This window comes from Tenacibaculum profundi (genome assembly GCF_057162725.1).
Window position 1 is genome coordinate 1 of the sequence record NZ_CM169894.1, and the last position, 19,267, is coordinate 19,267.

General features: G+C 30.8%; 20 protein-coding genes. 16 read left to right on the forward strand and 4 right to left on the reverse strand.

Annotated features, from left to right (window positions below; translation table 11 throughout):
• From dnaA to AC2GW8_RS00015, 3 genes are all read left to right on the forward strand, one after another.
• A complete protein-coding gene (gene dnaA / locus AC2GW8_RS00005) occupies positions 1-1,425 on the forward strand; it encodes a chromosomal replication initiator protein DnaA (protein ID WP_440880750.1) in 1,425 nt (474 codons plus the stop codon).
• An 18-nt stretch (positions 1,426-1,443) separates the two neighbouring features.
• A complete protein-coding gene (locus AC2GW8_RS00010) occupies positions 1,444-1,893 on the forward strand; it encodes a low molecular weight protein-tyrosine-phosphatase (protein ID WP_440880751.1) in 450 nt (149 codons plus the stop codon).
• 100 nt (positions 1,894-1,993) lie between these two features.
• The gene (locus AC2GW8_RS00015) at positions 1,994-2,698 is read left to right on the forward strand and encodes an SAM-dependent methyltransferase (protein WP_440880752.1); all 705 of its coding nucleotides are present in this window, start codon (positions 1,994-1,996) and stop codon (positions 2,696-2,698) included.
• Between the two features lie 41 nt (positions 2,699-2,739).
• Here AC2GW8_RS00015 and AC2GW8_RS00020 read toward each other — a convergent pair whose 3' ends face one another.
• The 4 genes from AC2GW8_RS00020 to dapF form a co-directional block, all read right to left on the reverse strand.
• A complete protein-coding gene (locus AC2GW8_RS00020; protein ID WP_440880753.1) occupies positions 2,740-3,372 on the reverse strand; it encodes a lysozyme family protein in 633 nt (210 codons plus the stop codon).
• 172 nt (positions 3,373-3,544) lie between these two features.
• A complete protein-coding gene (gene mltG, locus AC2GW8_RS00025) occupies positions 3,545-4,573 on the reverse strand; it encodes an endolytic transglycosylase MltG (RefSeq protein WP_440880754.1) in 1,029 nt (342 codons plus the stop codon).
• Positions 4,566-5,090: a GNAT family N-acetyltransferase gene (locus AC2GW8_RS00030; RefSeq protein WP_440880755.1), complete on the reverse strand. Its 525-nt coding sequence runs from the start codon at positions 5,088-5,090 to the stop codon at positions 4,566-4,568. The genes mltG and AC2GW8_RS00030 overlap by 8 nt, the downstream gene beginning before the upstream one ends.
• Before the next feature lies 1 nt (position 5,091).
• Positions 5,092-5,874, reverse strand: coding sequence for a diaminopimelate epimerase (dapF, locus tag AC2GW8_RS00035; RefSeq protein WP_440880756.1), 783 nt, complete (start codon positions 5,872-5,874; stop codon positions 5,092-5,094).
• Positions 5,875-6,009: 135 nt separating this feature from the next.
• Here dapF and AC2GW8_RS00040 point away from each other — a divergent pair, with 135 nt between their 5' ends.
• From AC2GW8_RS00040 to porD, 13 genes are all read left to right on the forward strand, one after another.
• Complete coding sequence (locus tag AC2GW8_RS00040) at positions 6,010-7,392, forward strand: trypsin-like peptidase domain-containing protein (protein ID WP_440880757.1); 1,383 nt, start codon at positions 6,010-6,012, stop codon at positions 7,390-7,392.
• A gap of 128 nt (positions 7,393-7,520) precedes the next feature.
• Positions 7,521-8,963, forward strand: a complete 1,443-nt coding sequence (locus tag AC2GW8_RS00045; protein WP_440880758.1) for a glyceraldehyde-3-phosphate dehydrogenase — start codon at positions 7,521-7,523, stop codon at positions 8,961-8,963.
• Positions 8,964-9,227: 264 nt separating this feature from the next.
• Positions 9,228-9,800 carry a DinB family protein gene (locus tag AC2GW8_RS00050; protein ID WP_440880759.1) on the forward strand — a complete coding sequence of 191 codons (573 nt, stop codon included), beginning with the start codon at positions 9,228-9,230 and terminating at the stop codon, positions 9,798-9,800.
• A 21-nt stretch (positions 9,801-9,821) separates the two neighbouring features.
• Positions 9,822-11,819 (forward strand): NAD-dependent DNA ligase LigA, encoded by a 1,998-nt coding sequence (gene ligA, locus AC2GW8_RS00055; RefSeq protein WP_440880760.1) that lies wholly within the window; start codon positions 9,822-9,824, stop codon positions 11,817-11,819.
• A gap of 73 nt (positions 11,820-11,892) precedes the next feature.
• A complete protein-coding gene (locus AC2GW8_RS00060; RefSeq protein WP_440880761.1) occupies positions 11,893-12,543 on the forward strand; it encodes a lysoplasmalogenase in 651 nt (216 codons plus the stop codon).
• Between the two features lie 155 nt (positions 12,544-12,698).
• Positions 12,699-13,775 carry an esterase-like activity of phytase family protein gene (locus AC2GW8_RS00065; protein WP_440880762.1) on the forward strand — a complete coding sequence of 359 codons (1,077 nt, stop codon included), beginning with the start codon at positions 12,699-12,701 and terminating at the stop codon, positions 13,773-13,775.
• Between the two features lie 38 nt (positions 13,776-13,813).
• Complete coding sequence (locus tag AC2GW8_RS00070; protein ID WP_440880763.1) at positions 13,814-14,326, forward strand: DUF6913 domain-containing protein; 513 nt, start codon at positions 13,814-13,816, stop codon at positions 14,324-14,326.
• Entirely contained in the window at positions 14,326-15,219 is an 894-nt protein-coding gene (dapA, locus tag AC2GW8_RS00075; RefSeq protein ID WP_440880764.1) for a 4-hydroxy-tetrahydrodipicolinate synthase, read from the forward strand. The genes AC2GW8_RS00070 and dapA overlap by 1 nt, the downstream gene beginning before the upstream one ends.
• 72 nt (positions 15,220-15,291) lie before the next feature.
• Positions 15,292-15,804, forward strand: a complete 513-nt coding sequence (locus AC2GW8_RS00080) for a ferritin (RefSeq protein WP_440880765.1) — start codon at positions 15,292-15,294, stop codon at positions 15,802-15,804.
• 212 nt (positions 15,805-16,016) lie between these two features.
• Entirely contained in the window at positions 16,017-16,838 is an 822-nt protein-coding gene (gene bamD, locus AC2GW8_RS00085; RefSeq protein ID WP_440880766.1) for an outer membrane protein assembly factor BamD, read from the forward strand.
• 6 nt (positions 16,839-16,844) lie between these two features.
• A complete protein-coding gene (locus tag AC2GW8_RS00090) occupies positions 16,845-17,165 on the forward strand; it encodes a DNA-directed RNA polymerase subunit omega (RefSeq protein ID WP_440880767.1) in 321 nt (106 codons plus the stop codon).
• 1 nt (position 17,166) lies between these two features.
• Positions 17,167-18,375, forward strand: coding sequence for a bifunctional phosphopantothenoylcysteine decarboxylase/phosphopantothenate--cysteine ligase CoaBC (coaBC, locus tag AC2GW8_RS00095; protein WP_440880768.1), 1,209 nt, complete (start codon positions 17,167-17,169; stop codon positions 18,373-18,375).
• Positions 18,368-19,258 (forward strand): type IX secretion system protein PorD, encoded by an 891-nt coding sequence (gene porD, locus AC2GW8_RS00100; protein WP_440880769.1) that lies wholly within the window; start codon positions 18,368-18,370, stop codon positions 19,256-19,258. The genes coaBC and porD overlap by 8 nt, the downstream gene beginning before the upstream one ends.
• Positions 19,259-19,267: the final 9 nt, after the last annotated feature.

The window sequence follows — 19,267 nt, forward strand, 5'->3', positions numbered from 1 at the left end:
ATGACTAAAACAGCTGATTCAGTTTGGATGGAATGTCTGTCCTTTATAAAGGACAATATCAAACCTCAAGCATATAAAACTTGGTTTGAACCGATTAAACCGGTAAAGCTATCTGGGGAAGCTTTAACAATACAGGTTCCAAGTAAATTTTTTTACGAATGGCTGGAAGAGCATTACATCAAGTTGCTGCGTGTTGCTCTTGTAAGACAGCTAGGAAGCGATGCTAAGTTGGTCTATGACGTTCGAATGGAAAATACATATAGTAGTAATAATCCTCAAACAGTAAAAATTCCTAGCTCTAATAGAAATCCAATTAAACCGCAAAAGGTAACGGTGCCTATTGAGTCGAAAAGAGAACTTAAAAATCCATTTGTAATTCCGGGTTTGCAAAAGGTGAAGATTGAATCACAGTTGAACCCAAATTACAACTTCGTTAATTTTGTTGAAGGAGATTCTAATAGACTGGCCAGATCAGCGGGAATGGCTGTGGCAAATAAGCCAGGAGGTACTTCTTTTAACCCACTACTTATTTATGGAGGTGTAGGGTTAGGTAAAACACATTTAGCTCATGCAATTGGAGTTGAAATAAAAGATAAATATCCTGATAAAACTGTTTTATATATTTCTTCAGAGAAATTTACACAACAATTTATAGATTCGGTAAAATCGAATACAAGAAACGATTTTATACATTTTTATCAAATGATTGATGTGTTAATAATTGACGATGTTCAATTTCTTTCTGGAAAAGCAGGAACTCAAGACGTGTTTTTTCATATTTTCAATCATTTACACCAAAATGGAAAACAGGTCATTTTAACTTCAGATAAGGCTCCTGTTGATATGCAAGATATAGAGCAACGATTGTTATCACGTTTTAAATGGGGATTGTCTGCAGAATTGCAATCACCTGACTATGAGACAAGAGTTTCAATTCTTCAAAATAAATTGTATAGAGATGGTGTAGAGATGCCTGAAGATATTGTTGACTATATTGCAAAAAATATAAAATCTAATGTTAGAGAGTTAGAAGGAGTTATTATTTCAATGATAGCACAAGCATCATTTAATAGAAAAGAATTTACTATTGAGTTAGCTAAACAAATAGTTGATAAATTTGTAAAAAATACTAAGAAGGAACTATCGATCGATTATATTCAGAAAGTTGTTTCCAAATATTTTGATATGGATGTGGCAACTTTGCAGTCTAAGACAAGAAAGAGGCATATAGTTCAAGCTCGTCAATTAGCGATGTATTTTGCTAAAAGAATGACTAAATCTTCATTAGCTAGTATTGGAAGTCAAATAGGTCAGAGAGATCATGCAACAGTTTTACATGCATGCAAAACTGTTGACAATTTGACAGAGACTGATAAGCAATTTAAAAAGTATGTTGAAGACTTAACAAAAAAGTTAACCATTTAATAGAATTTCAGAAATAATATGAAAATATTAATGGTATGTTTGGGTAATATTTGCAGATCTCCACTAGCGGAAGGTATATTAGCATCCAAAGTCGTATCAAAAAATATCATTATAGATTCAGCAGGTACTTCTGGATATCATGCAGGTGAACATCCTGATAAAAGGTCAATTAAAATAGCAGAAAAGAAAGGTATAGACATATCCAAACAAAGGTCAAGAAAGTTTATGATAGATGATTTTGAAAAATTTGATCTTATTTATGCAATGGATGAAAGTAACTTTCAGGATTTAATAACTTTAGCAAGGAATGAAAATGAAATTAAAAAAGTTAAACTAATACTAAAGGAAGTTTCAGAGAATAAAATATTAAATGTTCCAGATCCTTACTATGGAAGTAACCAAGGTTTTGAGAAAGTATTTGAAATGTTAAATGAGGCTTGTGAGGTAATAGCCTCAAAATATGTATAGTTTAGTCGTTTTTATTTAACTTAATTAAGCTTTGGTGTTCTATCTCTGAAAAGTAAATCTTACTATTATGATGATAATTTCGCTTAAAATCAATAAGTAAATGAAAGGTAAATTATATTTAATCCCAACTACTTTGGGTAATACAGAACCCTTAGAGGTGTTGCCAATTTCCGTAAAAAAAATAATTGAGCAATTAAATCATTTTATTGTTGAGAATGAGAAGACAGCACGTCGTTTTATTAAGAAAATAACCCCAAGTAAAGGTCAGGGTAATTTACAGTTGATGTTGTTGGATAAATACTCTGACGAAATTGAGATTCAAAACTACTTAGATGTTTGTGAAGAAGGAATTTCCGTAGGGATTTTATCTGAAGCTGGAGTACCTGCAATTGCAGATCCTGGAGCTTCGATTGCTAAGTTAGCTCATGAAAAAGGAATTCAGGTTGTTCCTCTAGTTGGTCCTTCATCTATTTTGTTGGCTATGATGGCTTCGGGAATGAACGGTCAGAGTTTTGCTTTTAATGGGTATCTTCCGATTGATAAAGCAGAAAGAAAAAGAGCTATTAAACAATTAGAAAATACTTCAAGAGAAAAAAATCAATCACAGATTTTTATTGAGACTCCTTATAGAAATGAAAAAATGTTAGCAGATTTATGTTCTATATTATCAGATCATACAAGGTTGTGTGTTGCTTGTGATGTAACATTAGCATCAGAATACATTAAAACACTTCCTGTAAAAAATTGGAAGAAACAAAAAATCGATTTACACAAAAGACCAGCTATATTTATTATTCATAAATAACCAGCTTACCTTGGTAAATACAATTTTTTGTATGTTGTTAATTAAGCACTAGCGTATTTATCACCAATAATATTTGATACATCGTAGCCCTTAAATTTTCTTATATAATCTTGAATTGTTGTTCCAAAGGCATCTTTAAAAGTAATTTTCCCATAAGATCTAAGATATTTTTTTACATTTCCTGCACCACTTAGATGAGCTGCCGCCAAGATTCCAGATTCTGTTATTACAACACCGTTAATCTTTTTACCTAAAAAACGACTAATGTCTTTACGTAGAATCCATTTATTAACTTTGCAAAGAGCTATAAAAGTTTTTTCTTGGAGTTCTGGGTCTCTTAGAAAGTTATAAGTATTGTATATTTTAAATCTTTTTAAAGTAGATTTACCAAATTGATATTTTCCCAAATATCCTAGTTTGTTTACAACCATGTACTTTCCTTGAGATTCTTTAAAAGCTAATGCTTCTCTAAACCCTATAAAATCTTTATCCAAAAAAGGAAAATTCAAATCCTCTTTAAAGACCACTTCAGGAATTGGTTTAGTTGTTTTCTTATTGTTCCCTTCTTTTTTACTCTTACTTATATTTTTAGTAAAACTTGTCGATAATAAAAATAATAAAAATAGAGTTCCTAAATTTCTGATAATTAAATACTTTCCGTTTAGCGCCGGCAAAGATACAATAAAAAATTAAAACTGCTAATAATCAATATGTTAAGTTTTTTTATCAGTTATTAAATATTTATTTAATTTGTGTTTATCTAATGAATTCAATAATCAAAATATTAATAAATATATTGGAAGAGTGTTAAAATATTCTTTTTGGTCTAAATAAAAAAAAATCAATTTATCTATTGATTCCTCTTTTGTTTATCCATTGTTGATATTGTAACGCATTTCTATTGTGTTGACTTAGCGTTCTCGCAAATTTATGGTAACCTATGTTTTCTATGCTAGCACACATATATATATAGTTATGTTCCTTATAATTTAAAACAGCATCGATAGCAGAAATGTCGGGCATTGAAATTACACCAGGAGGTAATCCTGAGTTTTTATAAGTGTTATAGGGAGAATCAATTAAAAGATCCTTGTTTAAAACTCTTTTTACTGTAAAATTAGGTCCATTGATCTCTTTCAAACAATAAATAACAGTAGGGTCAGCTTGTAACGGCATGTTACTTCTAAGTCTATTCAAATAAAGTCCAGCAACAATTGGACGTTCACTTTTCTGAACAGTTTCTTTTTGTACAATTGAAGCTAAGGTAAGAACTTCAGATTTGGATAAATTTAATTTTCTAGCCTTAGAAATTCTATCTTCATTCCAAAAACGATTATACTCTTTGAGCATTCTATTTCTGAATTTCTCAGCAGAGGTATTCCAATAAAATTCGTAGCTATTCGGAATATACATTCCTAAAGCCGATTTTTTATCAAAACCATTAGATTCTAAAAATCCCATGTCTTGCATTGACTGAAGTAAAGAAACAGAATCTGCTTCAATTTGTTCTGATATTCTACTGGCTAGTTTTTCTAATGTATCTTGATTGTTAAAAGAAAGTCTAATAGGGGTCTGTTTACCGCTCCTTAAAAGATTAATAAGATCATTTAAGCTCATCCCTTCTTTTAATTCATATCGTCCGCTTTTAGGTTTTATGTAATTTTTCTTTTCAGCAATCCATTCGAAATTTGAGGAATTATTTATGAATTGAGTAAGTTTGGTTTTAACATTAAGCAAGTTATCTGTGGAATTAATAAATAACGTGCCATTTTTAACAATAGCTTTTCCATAGATGTTTTTGTAAAAACTATATCCTTTAATTAGTGTAGCTATTAGTATAAAAATTATTATACCTGAGATAATTTTTTTATTCATTGATTAATTGAAGTAAAATTTCGTCTTTAAATTTTCCTTGATAATATATCCAGTCTTTTTTGATTCCTACTTTCGTGAAACGTTTAGCATGAAACAAATGTAAACTATTTTGGTTATCAATAGTAATATTTGCGTAAAGTTGACGAAGATTTAAGTGTTTGAAACAATAATTAATTAAATTATCTAAAGCTTCATTGGCATAACCTTTTTTTTGATAATCTGGATGAATAAGAATGCCAATACCAGCACGTTTATGTTGAGGATTGAAATCAAATAAGTCAATCATACCTACAGAAGATTTATTTTTAGAAAGTTCAATAATCAGTCGTAATTGTTTTGCTTCGTAAATATCTAAATGAGAGTTTTCTATGTATTTTTTAAGTAGAAACCTAGAGAAGGGGATTTGTGTATGGCTAACCTCCCAAAACTGTTCATTATTTTCAATATCGAATAAGAAAGAAAGATCTTCGGGCTCTAGAGCTCGTAAATTAATTTGATTTCCTTTAAGAGTTTTCATATTATAATTCAATATTAAGTTCTCCTTTAAAGACATATTTAGCAGGTCCTGTTAAAAAGATATTGGTATAAATACCATTATTTTTTTCAAATGAAACAGAAAGTTGACCTCCTTTTACAGGAAGTTTTATTGATGTACTATTGGTTTTCTTAGTAGCATGCATTGCAATTGCCACAGCAGTAACACCAGTGCCACAAGCAAGTGTTTCGTTTTCAACACCCCTTTCATAAGTTCTTACTTTAAAGGTTGATTCATCTATAGGTTCAACAAAGTTTACATTACTGCCATCTTTACCATAAAGATTATTTCGAATATTTTTTCCTTTATTAAATACATCAAAAGAATCTAAGTCATCTACCAATTCTATGTGATGAGGTGACCCTGTATTTGTAAAAGCATATGATTCTTGAATATTTATAGTGTCTACATTTATCATCTTTAGAGAAACAATGTCGTCTTTAATTGATGCAAAGTGAATGCCATCAACAGCATTAAATTTGGTTTCTTTTTGAATTAATTTTAACTTATGTGCGAAGGCAACAATACATCTGCCACCATTACCACACATGGTGCTTTCATTACCATCTGCATTGTAATAAACCATTTTAAAATCACTTTCTACATCATTTTCCAATAAGATTAACCCATCAGATCCAATACCGAAATAACGGTTACATAACGAAGAAATGATGTCTTTATTTTTTTTTGGAAAGGTTTTTGATCTGTTATCAATAATAATGAAATCATTACCTGTACCTTGGTATTTATAAAATATCAAATTCATGCAACAAATATAAGTATTTAAACAATGATTTGTTGCTGTTAAACAGTGGTTAAAAACAGTTAAAAACAAGTTAAACAGATTTTGTTAAAATGTTAAAATTGTATATTTGTATAACACTTAAATTATTGTAGACGTATGAAGAAAATCTTAGGAATTTTAGTAATAGCGTTTTTAGGGGGCGCTTTATCACTTGCTGGTTACAAATTATTTTTCGAGGAAACACAAGTAGTGGTTCAAGAAAGTACACCTTCTTTGCAAACAGTAAAAGCAAATTATGTTTCACCTATTTTAGCAAATTCTTCAGCACCAACAGACTTTACAAAAGCAGCTGAAAGTTCTGTTAATGCAGTTGTTCATGTGAAAAATACAGCAATCAGGACGCAACAAAATCCTTGGCTAGAACATTTTTTTGGAAGAGGAAGTGGTACAAGAAAATATGAGCAAATTGGAACTGGGAGTGGAGTGATTATTTCACCCGATGGTTATATTGTTACAAATAATCATGTTATTGATGGGGCTTCTGAAATTGAAATTACCCTGAATAATAGAAAAAAATTAAAAGCTGAATTAATAGGTTCTTCAAAAGATAATGATATTGCTTTATTAAAAGTTGATACAGATGAAGACTTACCTTTCTTGCCATTTGCCAATTCTGACTTTGTAAAAATAGGAGAGTGGGTTTTAGCTGTAGGGAATCCTTATAATTTAACGTCTACGGTAACTGCGGGTATTGTTAGTGCTAAGGGGCGTGATTTGGATGGAAACAGTAATACAGAGTCTTTTATTCAGACAGACGCGGCAGTAAATCCAGGAAATAGTGGTGGCGCACTTGTAAATACAAGAGGGGAACTAATAGGGATTAATACAGCAATTACATCAAAAACAGGTTCTTTTATAGGTTATTCTTTTGCTGTTCCATCTAATATTGCAAAAAAAATTATTGATGATTTATTGGAATTTGGTAAAGTTCAAGAAGCGCTGATAGGTTTTATACCTTATGTAGATAAGGAAGGAGAAATAGAAGGGGTTAAAATCGAGAGTATTGATAGAGAAAGCGAGGCGTCAAAGGCAGGTTTGAGAGAAGGAGATATAATTACTAAAGTTAATAATATAAAAATTTCTAAATTTTCTGATTTAAAAGGTCAATTAACTGCAAAACGACCAGGAGATGTAATAGATGTGACTATTGATAGAGAGGGGGAAGAATTAGTGAAAACAGTTAAGTTGATAAAAAAAGTTGTAATGCCAACAAGTAAGGTGCTTGGAACGCAGTTTAAAAATTTAAGTAAAGAGGAAATGAAAAAGTTAGGTGTCAAAGGAGGTGCAAAAATAACTAATTCCTGGAACCCTTATTTTGAAGATTATAATGGATTAAAAGAATATATTTTAATAAAAATCAATGGTAAAGACGTTATGTCTGCTGAACATGCTGTAGAGTTATTAGATCAAAGCGGCAATAGAAGATATATATTTGAAATGATAACTCCTGAGGGTAAAAAAGAAATGTTCCGATATTAAAAAATAACAGCTTAAAGCACAGTAAAATCTCAGTTTCATAACTGAGATTTTTTGTTTATGTGAATAGTGAAATGAATTGAAATACGTATTTTTGCACAAATTTTAAAAAAATTACTTAACACACAACTATGTCAACAATAATAAATTACGAAAATGAAGTAGCTAATCAAGCTCAGGTAAGAAGAGCTACTACTGAATTTATAAATATTGTCAATGATCTTTGGTATGACAAGTCCATTGAACTGGTTTTATTTAGAAACCCTTTAGTAGATAAGAGGGCAAGTGAGGTTCTTAATTTGATTAGTTATGCGAAAGAGTTTGTGGCAAAACCAATTTCCATAACCGATGCCCTAGAAATAGCAAAGGCAATACAAATAATTGATTTACCTGCATCTAAGTTGGATATAGGAAAATTAGCTTATGAGTATCATTTAACAGAAGATTCAGGCCTAGATAAGGTAGCATTTGTAAAACATCAGTTAAAAAATGCAACTGGAACAACTCCTTTTGAACCAAAAGATGTAGTACTTTATGGTTTTGGACGCATTGGACGCTTGCTAGCTCGTGAGTTGAGTAGTAAAATGGGAAAAGGATCTCAATTGCGTTTACGAGCCATTGTAACACGTGGAAAAATTGATCAATCTGTTCTTGAAAAAAGGGCTTCTTTATTAGGAGTAGATTCTGTTCACGGTGACTTTTTAGGTACTGTACAAATCGATGTTGAAAATAAATCATTAATAATCAACGGGACAACGGTTCAAATGATTTCGGCTAACGAACCTGAGGAAATAGATTACACCAATTATGGAATATACGATGCTTTAATAATTGATAATACAGGAGCCTTTAGAGATAAGGAGTCTTTAAGTCGTCTTTTAGCATCGAATGGAGCAAGTAAAGTTTTATTGACAGCTCCAGGAAAAGGAGTGCCTAATATAGTTCATGGTGTTAATCACTTAGATAATAATCCTGATCAGATAGATATTTTTTCTGCAGCTTCTTGTACAACGAATGCAATTACTCCTGTTTTAAAAGCGATTGAAGATAATTTTGGAATTAAAAAAGGACACTTGGAGACAATTCATGCCTATACAAATGATCAGAATTTAGTTGATAACATGCATAAAAAGTATCGAAGAGGGCGTGCAGCAGGGTTAAATATGGTTATTACAGAAACAGGTGCAGGTAAAGCAGTCTCTAAGGCATTACCAGCTTTGGAAGGTAAATTAACTTCAAGTGCAATTAGGGTGCCTGTTCCAAATGGATCATTAGCAATTTTGAATTTGCAGTTAAACTCCAAAGCAACTGTTGAATCGGTGAATGCTATAATGAAACAGTATGCATTGGAAGGAAGTTTAGTAGAACAAATAAAATATTCGCTAAGTAATGAATTGGTTTCGTCAGATATAATAGGTACTTCAGCACCAGCTATTTTTGATAGTAAAGCAACAATTGCTGAAGATGATACAGTTGTGCTTTATGTTTGGTATGATAACGAGTATGGATATTCACACCAGGTAATGCGTTTAGCTAAGCATATTGCAAAGGTTCGTAGATATACTTATTATTAAAATTAAATAATAATAGATACTATGTAAAAGTCGATATAAAAAATATTTATATCGACTTTTATACTGGTTAAAAACAATTGCTAATTGTTCCAGTCGGAACCAATATTTTTAATTTATTAGATATGAGAAAAGTTATTCTTAAATAAATTGTTGTTCACTTATTTGATCAATAATTAAGGAAAGAGTTAGATGATATTTGTGTTTTTTGATAAAATTAAAATTAATTATATTTCGTTTTTTTAAAAGCTAAACAGTAAATTAAATATGAGAATTATAAGCACCGTTGTATTACTTTTTTTTATGAGTAAATTAAATGCACAAACATTACCTTATTATCAAATACCAGAAGCTCCAAAGAACTATACAGAAGGGGCGGTAGCGGCAAGAATGATAGATGGTCTAGGGTTTCGATATTTTTGGAGTACAGAAGGATTAAAGGAGGAGGATTTACAATTTAAGCCAAATGATGAAGCAAGAACTTCTAGGGAAACTTTAGAGCATATTTTAGCCTTATCTATAATGACTTTAAGTACCTTAGAGGGGCGTCAAGTTGAATTTAAAAAGAGCGATCATCTTTCATTTAACCAATTAAGAAAAGAAACATTAGAAAACTTCAAGAGATCTAGTGATATTTTAAAAAGGTCAGATGACTTGTCAAAGTTTTCGATGAAAATAACCAAAGGTGATCATACAGCTGAATATCCATTTTGGAATCAGTTAAATGGGCCAATTGCCGACGCTCTTTGGCATTTAGGACAGATAGTATCCTTTAGGAGATCGTCTGGTAATCCTTTTCCAAAAGGAGTTAGTTTATTAACAGGAACAGTAAAAAAATAAGTAAATAGTTATACTTTTTCAATGACAATAAAGGATGAAATAGAGAAGCTTAGAGAAGAATTACGTGAGCACAATTATAATTACTATGTATTAGATAATGCTACAATTACTGATTATGAGTTTGATGTAAAGTTAAAAGAATTAGAAAAATTAGAAGAAGAGAATCCAATATTTTTTGATCCGAACTCTCCAACCCAACGTTTAGGAGGGGGGGTAACAAAAAATTTTGACACAGTTACACATGAAAATAGAATGTATTCTCTTGACAATTCTTATTCAAAAGAAGATTTACTAGATTGGGAAAAACGTTTACAAAAAAATCTAGGAGTTACAGATATAGAATATACATGTGAATTAAAGTATGATGGAGCTTCGATTAATTTGATATTTGAAAAAGGGAAATTTTTAAAAGCTGTTACAAGAGGAGATGGGTTTAAAGGTGATGACGTAACTACTAACATAAAAACTATTAAATCAATTCCTTTAGTGCCTAGAGAAGATTTTCTCTCTAATTATGAAATGAGAGGAGAAATTATTCTTCCGTTGGAAGGTTTTAATAAAATGAATGAAAAAAGAATTGCTAATGGAGAGGAAGTATATAGAAATCCTAGAAATACCGCTAGTGGAAGCTTGAAGTTACAAGATAGTACTGAGGTAGCAAAAAGGCCTTTAGATTGTTTGTTGTATCAGGTAGTAACGAATGAAAGAAAGTATACGACACATTATGATATTTTAGAGGCTGCTCGAAATTCAGGCTTTAAGGTTCCTAATACAATTGTTTTAGCAAAAAATATAGATGAAGTACTTAAGTTTATAAACATTTGGGACGTAGAGCGTCACAATTTACCATATGAAACAGATGGTATTGTAATAAAAGTGAATAGTTTAGAGCAACAAGAGGAGTTAGGTTATACATCGAAATCACCAAGATGGGCTATTGCTTATAAGTTTAAGGCTGAGCAGGTTTCAACAATTCTAAATGAAATAACGTATCAGGTTGGAAGAACAGGAGCGATCACACCTGTAGCAAATCTAGAAGCTATTCCTTTGGCAGGAACTATTGTCAAGCGGGCTTCTCTTCATAATGCTGACCAAATAGAAAGGCTTGATATTCGAGTAGGCGATACTGTTTTTGTTGAAAAAGGAGGGGAAATTATTCCTAAAATTATTAAAGTTGATTTAAGTAAAAGACCTGAAAATTCTTCTCCAACAAAATATGTAACAAATTGTCCAGAGTGTGAAACCAAATTAATAAGAACTGAAGGAGATGCGAAGCATTATTGTCCGAATGAATTTGGTTGCGCACCTCAAATAACAGGTAGAATTCAACATTTTATATCTCGTAAAGCCATGGATATTGATGGTTTGGGGGGAGAGACAGTTGATTTATTAAGAAAGGAAGGGGTGATTAAAAATTACGCAGACTTATACGAGTTAACTAAAGATGTGGTAATGCCATTGGAAAGAATAGCCGAAAAATCTGCTCAAAATATGATTGAAGGAATTACAAAATCAAAAAAAAATCCTTTTGAAAAAGTATTATTTGCTCTTGGAATACGTTTCGTAGGCGAGACAGTAGCGAGAAAGCTAGCTAAGCATTTTAAATCAATCGATAACTTAATGAGTGCAGATTTAGAAACTCTTACGGCTGTTGATGATATTGGTGATCGTATTGCTCAAAGCATCATAGATTTTTCTGTAAATGATAATAATAAGAAATTAGTAGAAAGATTAAAGTCTTACGGAGTTCAGTTAGAGGTTTCTGCGAAAGCCATAGAAAATCAAACAGATAAATTAAAAGCAAAGGCATTCGTAATATCAGGTGTTTTTCATCAATTGAGTAGAAATGAGTTAAAGAAGGCAATAGAAGATAATGGAGGAAAGGTTAGTAGTTCCATTTCTAAAAAAACGGACTATGTGGTAGCGGGAGATAATATGGGGCCAAGTAAGTTGGCTAAAGCACAAGGGTTAGGGGTTTCAATTATTACGGAACAAGATTTTATCGAAATGATTAAATAAAAATATGAAGTCTTTTGTATTGTTTGAGGCTTATGAAGTTAGTTTAATGTTTTTAACAAATAAGTAGGTCAAAATGTCATATAAGAGTTTTTTAGCTACTGTAGCATTTATATTAGTTTCGGCTTTAGATATATTGGCTGTAGTTACCTGTAATAAACAGCTTGAAATAATATTTAAACCTTTATTAATGATTTCGTTGTTGGTAATGTATTTAGCATTAACTAAAAAACGAAATCATTGGTTTATTATTGGTTTGTTTTTTTCGTTTTTAGGAGATGTTTTTTTACTGGGGAATAAAAAATTTTTGATTTTTGGTCTATCTTTTTTTTTAGTTGTTCACTTTCTCTATATAAGAATTGCGTTTAGTCTAATGATAAAACCGATACTTTTCAAAATTATCATTTTTATTATTCCTTTTTTATTTGTTTTTTTTAACATTTTCCATTTGATAAGGGAAGCTTTAACAGATTTAGTGATTCCTGTGATTTTTTATGGAGTCACAATAGCAACTTTGGGAGGGATTACATTGTTTAATTACGTCCAGCAAAATAATAATAAGAACAAATATTTATTCTTAGGTGTTATTCTTTTTATGGCTTCGGATGCTTTAATCGCATTGAATACTTTTTATAGTTCACTTTATTTATTTGATGTACTTATAATTATTCTGTACCTAATTGCTCAATATTTAATATGTAAAGGAGTAATAAAAATACATTCTTGATACATTATTAGCGTATGTAAAATAGCTATCATTCATAAAAATTGAAGTCATTTAAATCAAAAAGTGTTATAATATTCTAAATTGCATATAAGAACTTATAAGTTTATTAATTTAAGTGCTACTTTCGCTTTTTTAATATTATTATTTATTGCCTTATGAGATTTATATTTTTCGTACTTTCCATAGCATGCTTTATAGGTTGTGAAAACAATTATATAAGACTAAGGTTTTTAGATGAATATGTTATTAAAGATTCTGTCAGTTTTCAAAATAAAATAGTAGGAGGGCTATCCGGGATAGATAAATATAAGAATATGTACTATTTGGTTATAGATGACTCAAAAGAACCAAGAGTTGTAGCTTGCTCAATTCCTGTAAAAAATGGAAAAATAGAGAAAGTTATTTTTAACAAAACAATACTTATAAACGATTCATTAAATAGTACTAATTCAAAAGAGTTGTTAGATTTAGAATCTGTTTTTATTGATATGGATGGTAATTTGAATCTAGCAAGTGAAGGATCTATTAAGAAAAATAAAAGGCCCTTGCTATTTGTTTCAGATTCTTCTGGCAGCTTTATAAGAGAGTTTAAATTCCCAGAAAATTTAGCGTCTACTAAAAAAGAAAGTTATAGGCATAATGGTGTTTTTGAGGGATCTTGTAGGTCTTTTGATTCAAAAGGTTTTTGGGTCTCGTTAGAGTCCCCTTTAAAAGCTGATGGAGAAGAAGCTTCCCATAAACAGGAAAAATATCCTGTAAGAATTACTTACTTTAATTCAGGTTCTGGGAAGGCAGAAAAACAATATGCTTATGAATTAGAACATCTTGAAAATCCGATAAAAGGAAATTTAAATTTGAATGGGGTGACAGCACTTATTGAGTATCGAAAAGATGAATTTTTTATTATTGAAAGAATTTATCAAAGTGGTTATGGAAGTTATGGGAATACAATACGAATTTTTAGAGCAACAGTTTCTCAAAACACAACGAATACCATAGGGCTTCCATCTTTAAAAGAAGTTAACTATATACCACTTAAAAAAGAACTGTTATTTGATTTTGAATTGATTAAAAAAGAGTTGACAGGAGGAATTATTGATAATATAGAGGGAGCTTGTTTAGGCGATACTTTAGCTAATGGAAATAAAACATTACTTTTAGTTTCAGATGATAATTTTCAACTTTATGGAAAGCAATTGAACCAGTTCGTATTAATGGAAATAATTGATTGAGGGATAAAATAGATAAAGTCTAGTAACCATAGTAAAAAATGATAGGGAACTTTAGAAAGAAATCGATATTAAAACAATATAATAAACTCAAAGAAAGAAGTAAAGCAACTAGCAGTAATAAAGATAAGATTAAATCTATTGCTATTATTCTTGATAATGCTGCTCTTGAAAATGTAATAGCGTCTAATTTAGGAACAAAATTAAGCTTCAATAAAGAAAATATTACCTTTTTAGTTTATCGTAAGTTTTCAAAGAAAGAAGAGTCAATAACAAAGTTTTTCTCAGAAAGAGAAATCGGTTTCAAGGCAAGTTTGAAATCAGACAATTTGAAAAAGTTTGTTAATTATAGTTACGATTTACTTATAAATTACACTAAGGCTTCAAATTTATATACCAATGTAATAACTTTGCATTCAAGAGCAAAACTTAAGGCAGGTTTTGCTGAGATAGATGATGAACTCTTTGATATAGTAGTTTCAGACCCTACTTTTAATGAAGCAGTTTTGAATCAAGAATTAAAGAAATACTTAACGATTTTAAATAAAATATAATGCAAAGTTTTGTAGGAATGGGGGTTGCTCTAGTAACACCGTTTACCGAGGATTTAAGTGTAGATTACGGCGCTTTAAGAAAATTAGTTGAATATAATATTGAAAATGGAACTGATTATTTAGTCATAAATGGAACGACAGCAGAGAGTGCAACAATAACAAAGGAAGAAAAAATCGAGATTATTAAGTTTATAGGAGAAGTTAATAATGGAAGATTACCTTTAGTTTTAGGTGTGGGAGGAAATAATACGCAAGCAGTAATTCATGAATTAGAGGTGTTAGATTTATCAAATATAGATGCTATTTTATCAGTTGCTCCTTATTATAGTAAACCAACACAGGAAGGTTTTTATCAGCATTTCAAAGCTGTTTCAGAGGTAAGTACTAAGCCAATAATATTATATAATGTTCCAGGGAGGACGGCTAAGAATATGTTGCCAGAAACAACACTTAGGTTAGCAAAAGATTTTGATAATATCATTGGAGTTAAAGAAGCAGGAAATAATCAACAACAATATTATCAGTTATTAAAAAATAAGCCTGAGGATTTTTTGGTGATTTCTGGAGATGATGATCTAGCTTTAGGAACTGTATTAGCTGGTGGGTCTGGCGTTATTTCTGTAATTGGACAAGGCTTTCCAAGAGATTTTTCCACCATGATTAGGTTAGGGTTGGAAGGGAAAAATAGAGAGGCTTATGAAATTCATTATAAGCTGATGAATATAATTGAATTAATTTTTGAAGAGAATAATCCAGCAGGAATTAAGTCTGTACTTAAAAAACTAGATATTACAGGAAATGATGTTAGGTTACCATTGGTGCAAGCAACAGAAAGCTTACAAAATAGAATCAATAATTTTGTTGACAATTTGTACTTTGAATACAATAGGTAAAAAGCTCAGGGTGGCAACTTTTGAAGCTTGCTTTTTTTTTGCATCTTTGTAGCCTAAAAACCGACATAGACTATGTTATCTAAAAAAATAGAAGAAGCCTTAAATAAACAAATAAGAATCGAAGCAGAGTCTTCACAGGTATATTTAGCAATGGCTTGCTGGGCAGAAGTTCAAGGATTTGAAGGAGTCGCACAATTCATGTTTGCACATTCAGATGAAGAAAGAATGCATATGCTTAAGTTAGTAAAGTTTGTTAATGAAAGAGGCGGGCATGCACAAGTATCTGATTTAGACGCACCACCTACAGAGTTTGGTTCATTTAAGAAGATGTTTGAAACATTGTTTAATCATGAAGTAATGGTTTCTCAATCAATTAATGATTTAGTACATATAACTTTAGAGGAAAGAGATTATGCTACCCATAATTTTTTACAATGGTATGTTTCAGAACAAATAGAGGAAGAAGCGTTAGCCAGAAACATATTAGATAAAATAAACCTTATTGGTGATGATAAAGGAGGACTTTACCTTTTTGATAATGATGTAAAACAACTTGTTGCTGCTACAGATAGTACTTCAAAATAGTATTAACAAATAATTGTAAATTTCTTAGTGTTTTTGTAACATAATTTATAGTTATTTCGTGTTTAGAACTTAAAGAAAATATCAGCTTTTGGTTTTAATATTCATGTTACATAAATTCTATAATCCTAGTCAAAGTATTAAGATTTCAAAAGATCGTGTAAGTGAGTCAAAAATGTTTTTAATAATTCATTAATAATACTTAATTTTGCCAGATGATTAAAAATAAAATTTTAGCGCTATTATTTTCACTCATGTTCATGCTCACATCATGTGGGGAGTATCAAAAAATACTAAATAGAGGAACTACAGACGAGCAATATAAGATGGCTGTTAAATTATATGAGTCTCAAAAATATAGTAAAGCAATACGGTTATTTGAAAAAATAACACCTGCCTATAGAGCTAAACCTCAAATGGAGCGTATTCAGTTCATGGTTTCACAATCTAATTTTAATGTGAAAAATTATGCTTTGGCTGGATATTATTTTGACCGATTCGCTAAAAACTATCCTAAAAGTTCTAAAGCAGAAGAGGCAGAGTTTCTGTCTGCTCTAAGTTATTATAAGTCGTCACCTTCTTTCAGCCTAGATCCAACAGATACAAATAAGGCTTTGGAATCTTTTCAAAAATTTATAGACAAGTATCCAGAATCAAAAAGATTAGTAGAAGCTAATAAGTATTATGGTGAACTTAGGTTTAAACTAGAAAAGAAAGCCTTCGAAATAGCAAAAACTTATTATAGAACAGCAGACTATGATTCTCGAAATTATCGAGCTGCAATTGTTGCTATGGATAATTTATTATCCGATTATTTGGGAACAAGTTTTAAGGAAGAAGCGTTATATTATCGTTTAAAAGCAGCGCATGATTTTGCAATGAAAAGTACAAATAGGAGAAAAACTGAAAGGATAGAAGAAGCGCTAAAAGCTTATGAGAAACTAACAAGAAATTTTCCTAATTCTAAATTTTTAGTCGATTCAAATAAAATGTCAGCGGCATTAAAAAAGGAACAAAAACAATTAGTTAAAAGTTAAATAATAATGGATTATAAAGAGACGAAAGCACCAGTAAGTACAGTTACATACGATAAAGAAGCTATCGAAGAAGCTACAGATAATATTTACGAGGCTATTTCGATTATAGCGAAAAGAGCTACTCAAATTAATTCTGATTTAAAAAAAGAGTTGGTAGATAAATTGGATGAATTTGCTACTTACAACGATAGTTTAGAAGAGGTTTTTGAAAACAAAGAACAAATAGAAGTATCTAAATTTTATGAACGATTGCCTAAACCTCATGCTATTGCAGTAGAAGAGTGGTTAGACGGAGGTGTTTATTTTAGATCACCTGATCGTAAATAATATGTCAGTGCTGAATGGTAAAAAAGTGTTGCTAGCTGTTACAGCAGGTATTGCGGCATACAAAACAGCCAGTTTAGTACGTTTATTTATAAAATTAGACGCAGAAGTCAAGGTTATTATGACTCCTGCGTCTAAAGATTTTATAACACCTCTGACATTGTCTACGTTGTCAAAAAATCCTGTTCATTCAGCATTTTATGAAGAAGAAGAAAACGAATTATGGAACAATCACGTTGAGCTTGGACTGTGGGCTGATCTTATGATAATAGCTCCAGCTACAGCCAATACCTTAGCTAAGATGACTAATGGTGTATGTGATAATTTAGTTTTAGCTACCTATTTATCAGCTAAGTGTCCTGTATATTTCGCACCTGCTATGGATTTGGATATGTATCAACATCCTTCTACAAAGAATAGTTTAAATAGGCTCCAAGAATTTGGTAATGTTATGATTCCGGCTACCTCAGGAGAGCTTGCTAGTGGTTTGGTTGGAGAAGGTAGAATGGCTGAACCTGAAGATATAGTTTCATTTATAGAGAAAGATATTTTGCATAAGCTACCCCTGAAAAATAAAAGAATACTAATAACAGCAGGTCCAACTCACGAAGCAATAGACCCTGTTAGGTTTATAGGAAATCACTCTTCTGGTAAAATGGGATTTGAATTAGCAAAAGCAGCTGCAAATTTAGGCGGAGAAGTAGTTTTGATAAGTGGTCCTAGTAATCAGTTTGTTAATCATTTATCAATAAAAAGAGTTGATATTATTTCGGCAGAAGAAATGTTTAAGGAGTGTCATAAATATTATGAGAATTCAGACATTGCTATTTTATCGGCCGCTGTAGCTGATTACAGACCAAAAAAGATAGCCTCGGAGAAAATAAAAAAGAAAGATTCAGCGTTAACTATAGAACTAGAACCTACCAAAGATATTTTAAAGTCTTTAGGAGAACTAAAGAAGAATCAAATTTTGGTTGGCTTTGCTTTGGAGACAAATAATGAAATAGAAAATGCAAAAAGCAAAATTGAAAGCAAAAATTTAGATTTAATCGTTTTAAATTCATTAAGGGACAGCGGAGCTGGTTTTGCTACTGATACGAATAAAGTAAGTATTTTGGACAGTAATCTGAACTGTAAAGAATTTGATTTGAAAGAAAAAAGTAAAGTTGCTAGTGATATATTTAACGAAATAATATTAAAATTATATGCATAAGTTTTTCATTTTAATTCTTTGCTGTGTTTTATCAACCAATTTAAGCTCACAGGAATTAAATGCTTTAGTTACTATTAATACAGAAAAAATACAAAGTTCAAATAAGCAGGTTTATACAACACTTCAAACAGCCCTGACTGAATTTTTAAACCAAAAGCAATGGACCGATAAAAGGTTTAAGGTTCAAGAAAGAATAAATTGTGCTTTTACGATTATAGTAAACGAACAAAATGGGAATGATTTTTCAGCTAGCCTTCAGGTACAAGCTACCAGACCGGTATATAAATCTTCGTATGCAAGTCCTATTCTAAATATTAATGATTTAAATTTTAATTTTAAATATAATGAGTTTGACCCATTAATATTCAATCCTAATATTTATGAGTCAAATTTGGTTTCGACAATAGCCTTTTATGCATATTTAATAATTGGTATTGATGCAGATACGTTCCAACAAAATGGAGGTGAAGCATATTATAAACAAGCTGAAAACGCAATGTTACAAGCACAGTCTAATGGGGAGTCAGGCTGGCAGAATCAAATTGGGAAACAAAATAGGTTTGCTTTAATTGATAGCTTATTATCGCAGAAATTTTCTCCACTCAGAAATATTTATTACAATTATCATAGGAATGGTTTTGATAAAATGATCTCAAATATTGATGAAGCAAAACTAGAAATTGAAAAAAATATAATTGATTTAGATAAAATTCACAACATTACTGTTGGAAATTATATGATTCGTGTTTTTCTTGATGCTAAAGCGGATGAGATCGTTAATGTTTTTTCACAGGGAAAACAAAGTCCTAATCAGCAAAAGATGAAAGCAGTTCTTCAAGCGGTTTCTCCAACATATGAAAATAAATGGGAGAAAATTAATTAGGCTTTTAGT

Coding starts and splice junctions, on each gene's coding strand:
- dnaA (WP_440880750.1), top strand. CDS start 1: ATGACTAAAACAGCTGATTCAGTTTGGATGGAATGTCTGTCCTTTATA.
- coaBC (WP_440880768.1), top strand. CDS start 17,167: ATGTCAGTGCTGAATGGTAAAAAAGTGTTGCTAGCTGTTACAGCAGGT.
- dapA (WP_440880764.1), top strand. CDS start 14,326: ATGCAAAGTTTTGTAGGAATGGGGGTTGCTCTAGTAACACCGTTTACC.
- AC2GW8_RS00030 (WP_440880755.1), bottom strand. CDS start 5,090: ATGAAAACTCTTAAAGGAAATCAAATTAATTTACGAGCTCTAGAGCCC.
- AC2GW8_RS00090 (WP_440880767.1), top strand. CDS start 16,845: ATGGATTATAAAGAGACGAAAGCACCAGTAAGTACAGTTACATACGAT.
- AC2GW8_RS00040 (WP_440880757.1), top strand. CDS start 6,010: ATGAAGAAAATCTTAGGAATTTTAGTAATAGCGTTTTTAGGGGGCGCT.
- bamD (WP_440880766.1), top strand. CDS start 16,017: ATGATTAAAAATAAAATTTTAGCGCTATTATTTTCACTCATGTTCATG.
- AC2GW8_RS00015 (WP_440880752.1), top strand. CDS start 1,994: ATGAAAGGTAAATTATATTTAATCCCAACTACTTTGGGTAATACAGAA.
- AC2GW8_RS00060 (WP_440880761.1), top strand. CDS start 11,893: ATGTCATATAAGAGTTTTTTAGCTACTGTAGCATTTATATTAGTTTCG.
- ligA (WP_440880760.1), top strand. CDS start 9,822: ATGACAATAAAGGATGAAATAGAGAAGCTTAGAGAAGAATTACGTGAG.
- AC2GW8_RS00010 (WP_440880751.1), top strand. CDS start 1,444: ATGAAAATATTAATGGTATGTTTGGGTAATATTTGCAGATCTCCACTA.
- porD (WP_440880769.1), top strand. CDS start 18,368: ATGCATAAGTTTTTCATTTTAATTCTTTGCTGTGTTTTATCAACCAAT.
- mltG (WP_440880754.1), bottom strand. CDS start 4,573: ATGAATAAAAAAATTATCTCAGGTATAATAATTTTTATACTAATAGCT.
- AC2GW8_RS00065 (WP_440880762.1), top strand. CDS start 12,699: ATGAGATTTATATTTTTCGTACTTTCCATAGCATGCTTTATAGGTTGT.
- AC2GW8_RS00050 (WP_440880759.1), top strand. CDS start 9,228: ATGAGAATTATAAGCACCGTTGTATTACTTTTTTTTATGAGTAAATTA.
- AC2GW8_RS00080 (WP_440880765.1), top strand. CDS start 15,292: ATGTTATCTAAAAAAATAGAAGAAGCCTTAAATAAACAAATAAGAATC.
- dapF (WP_440880756.1), bottom strand. CDS start 5,874: ATGAATTTGATATTTTATAAATACCAAGGTACAGGTAATGATTTCATT.
- AC2GW8_RS00070 (WP_440880763.1), top strand. CDS start 13,814: ATGATAGGGAACTTTAGAAAGAAATCGATATTAAAACAATATAATAAA.
- AC2GW8_RS00045 (WP_440880758.1), top strand. CDS start 7,521: ATGTCAACAATAATAAATTACGAAAATGAAGTAGCTAATCAAGCTCAG.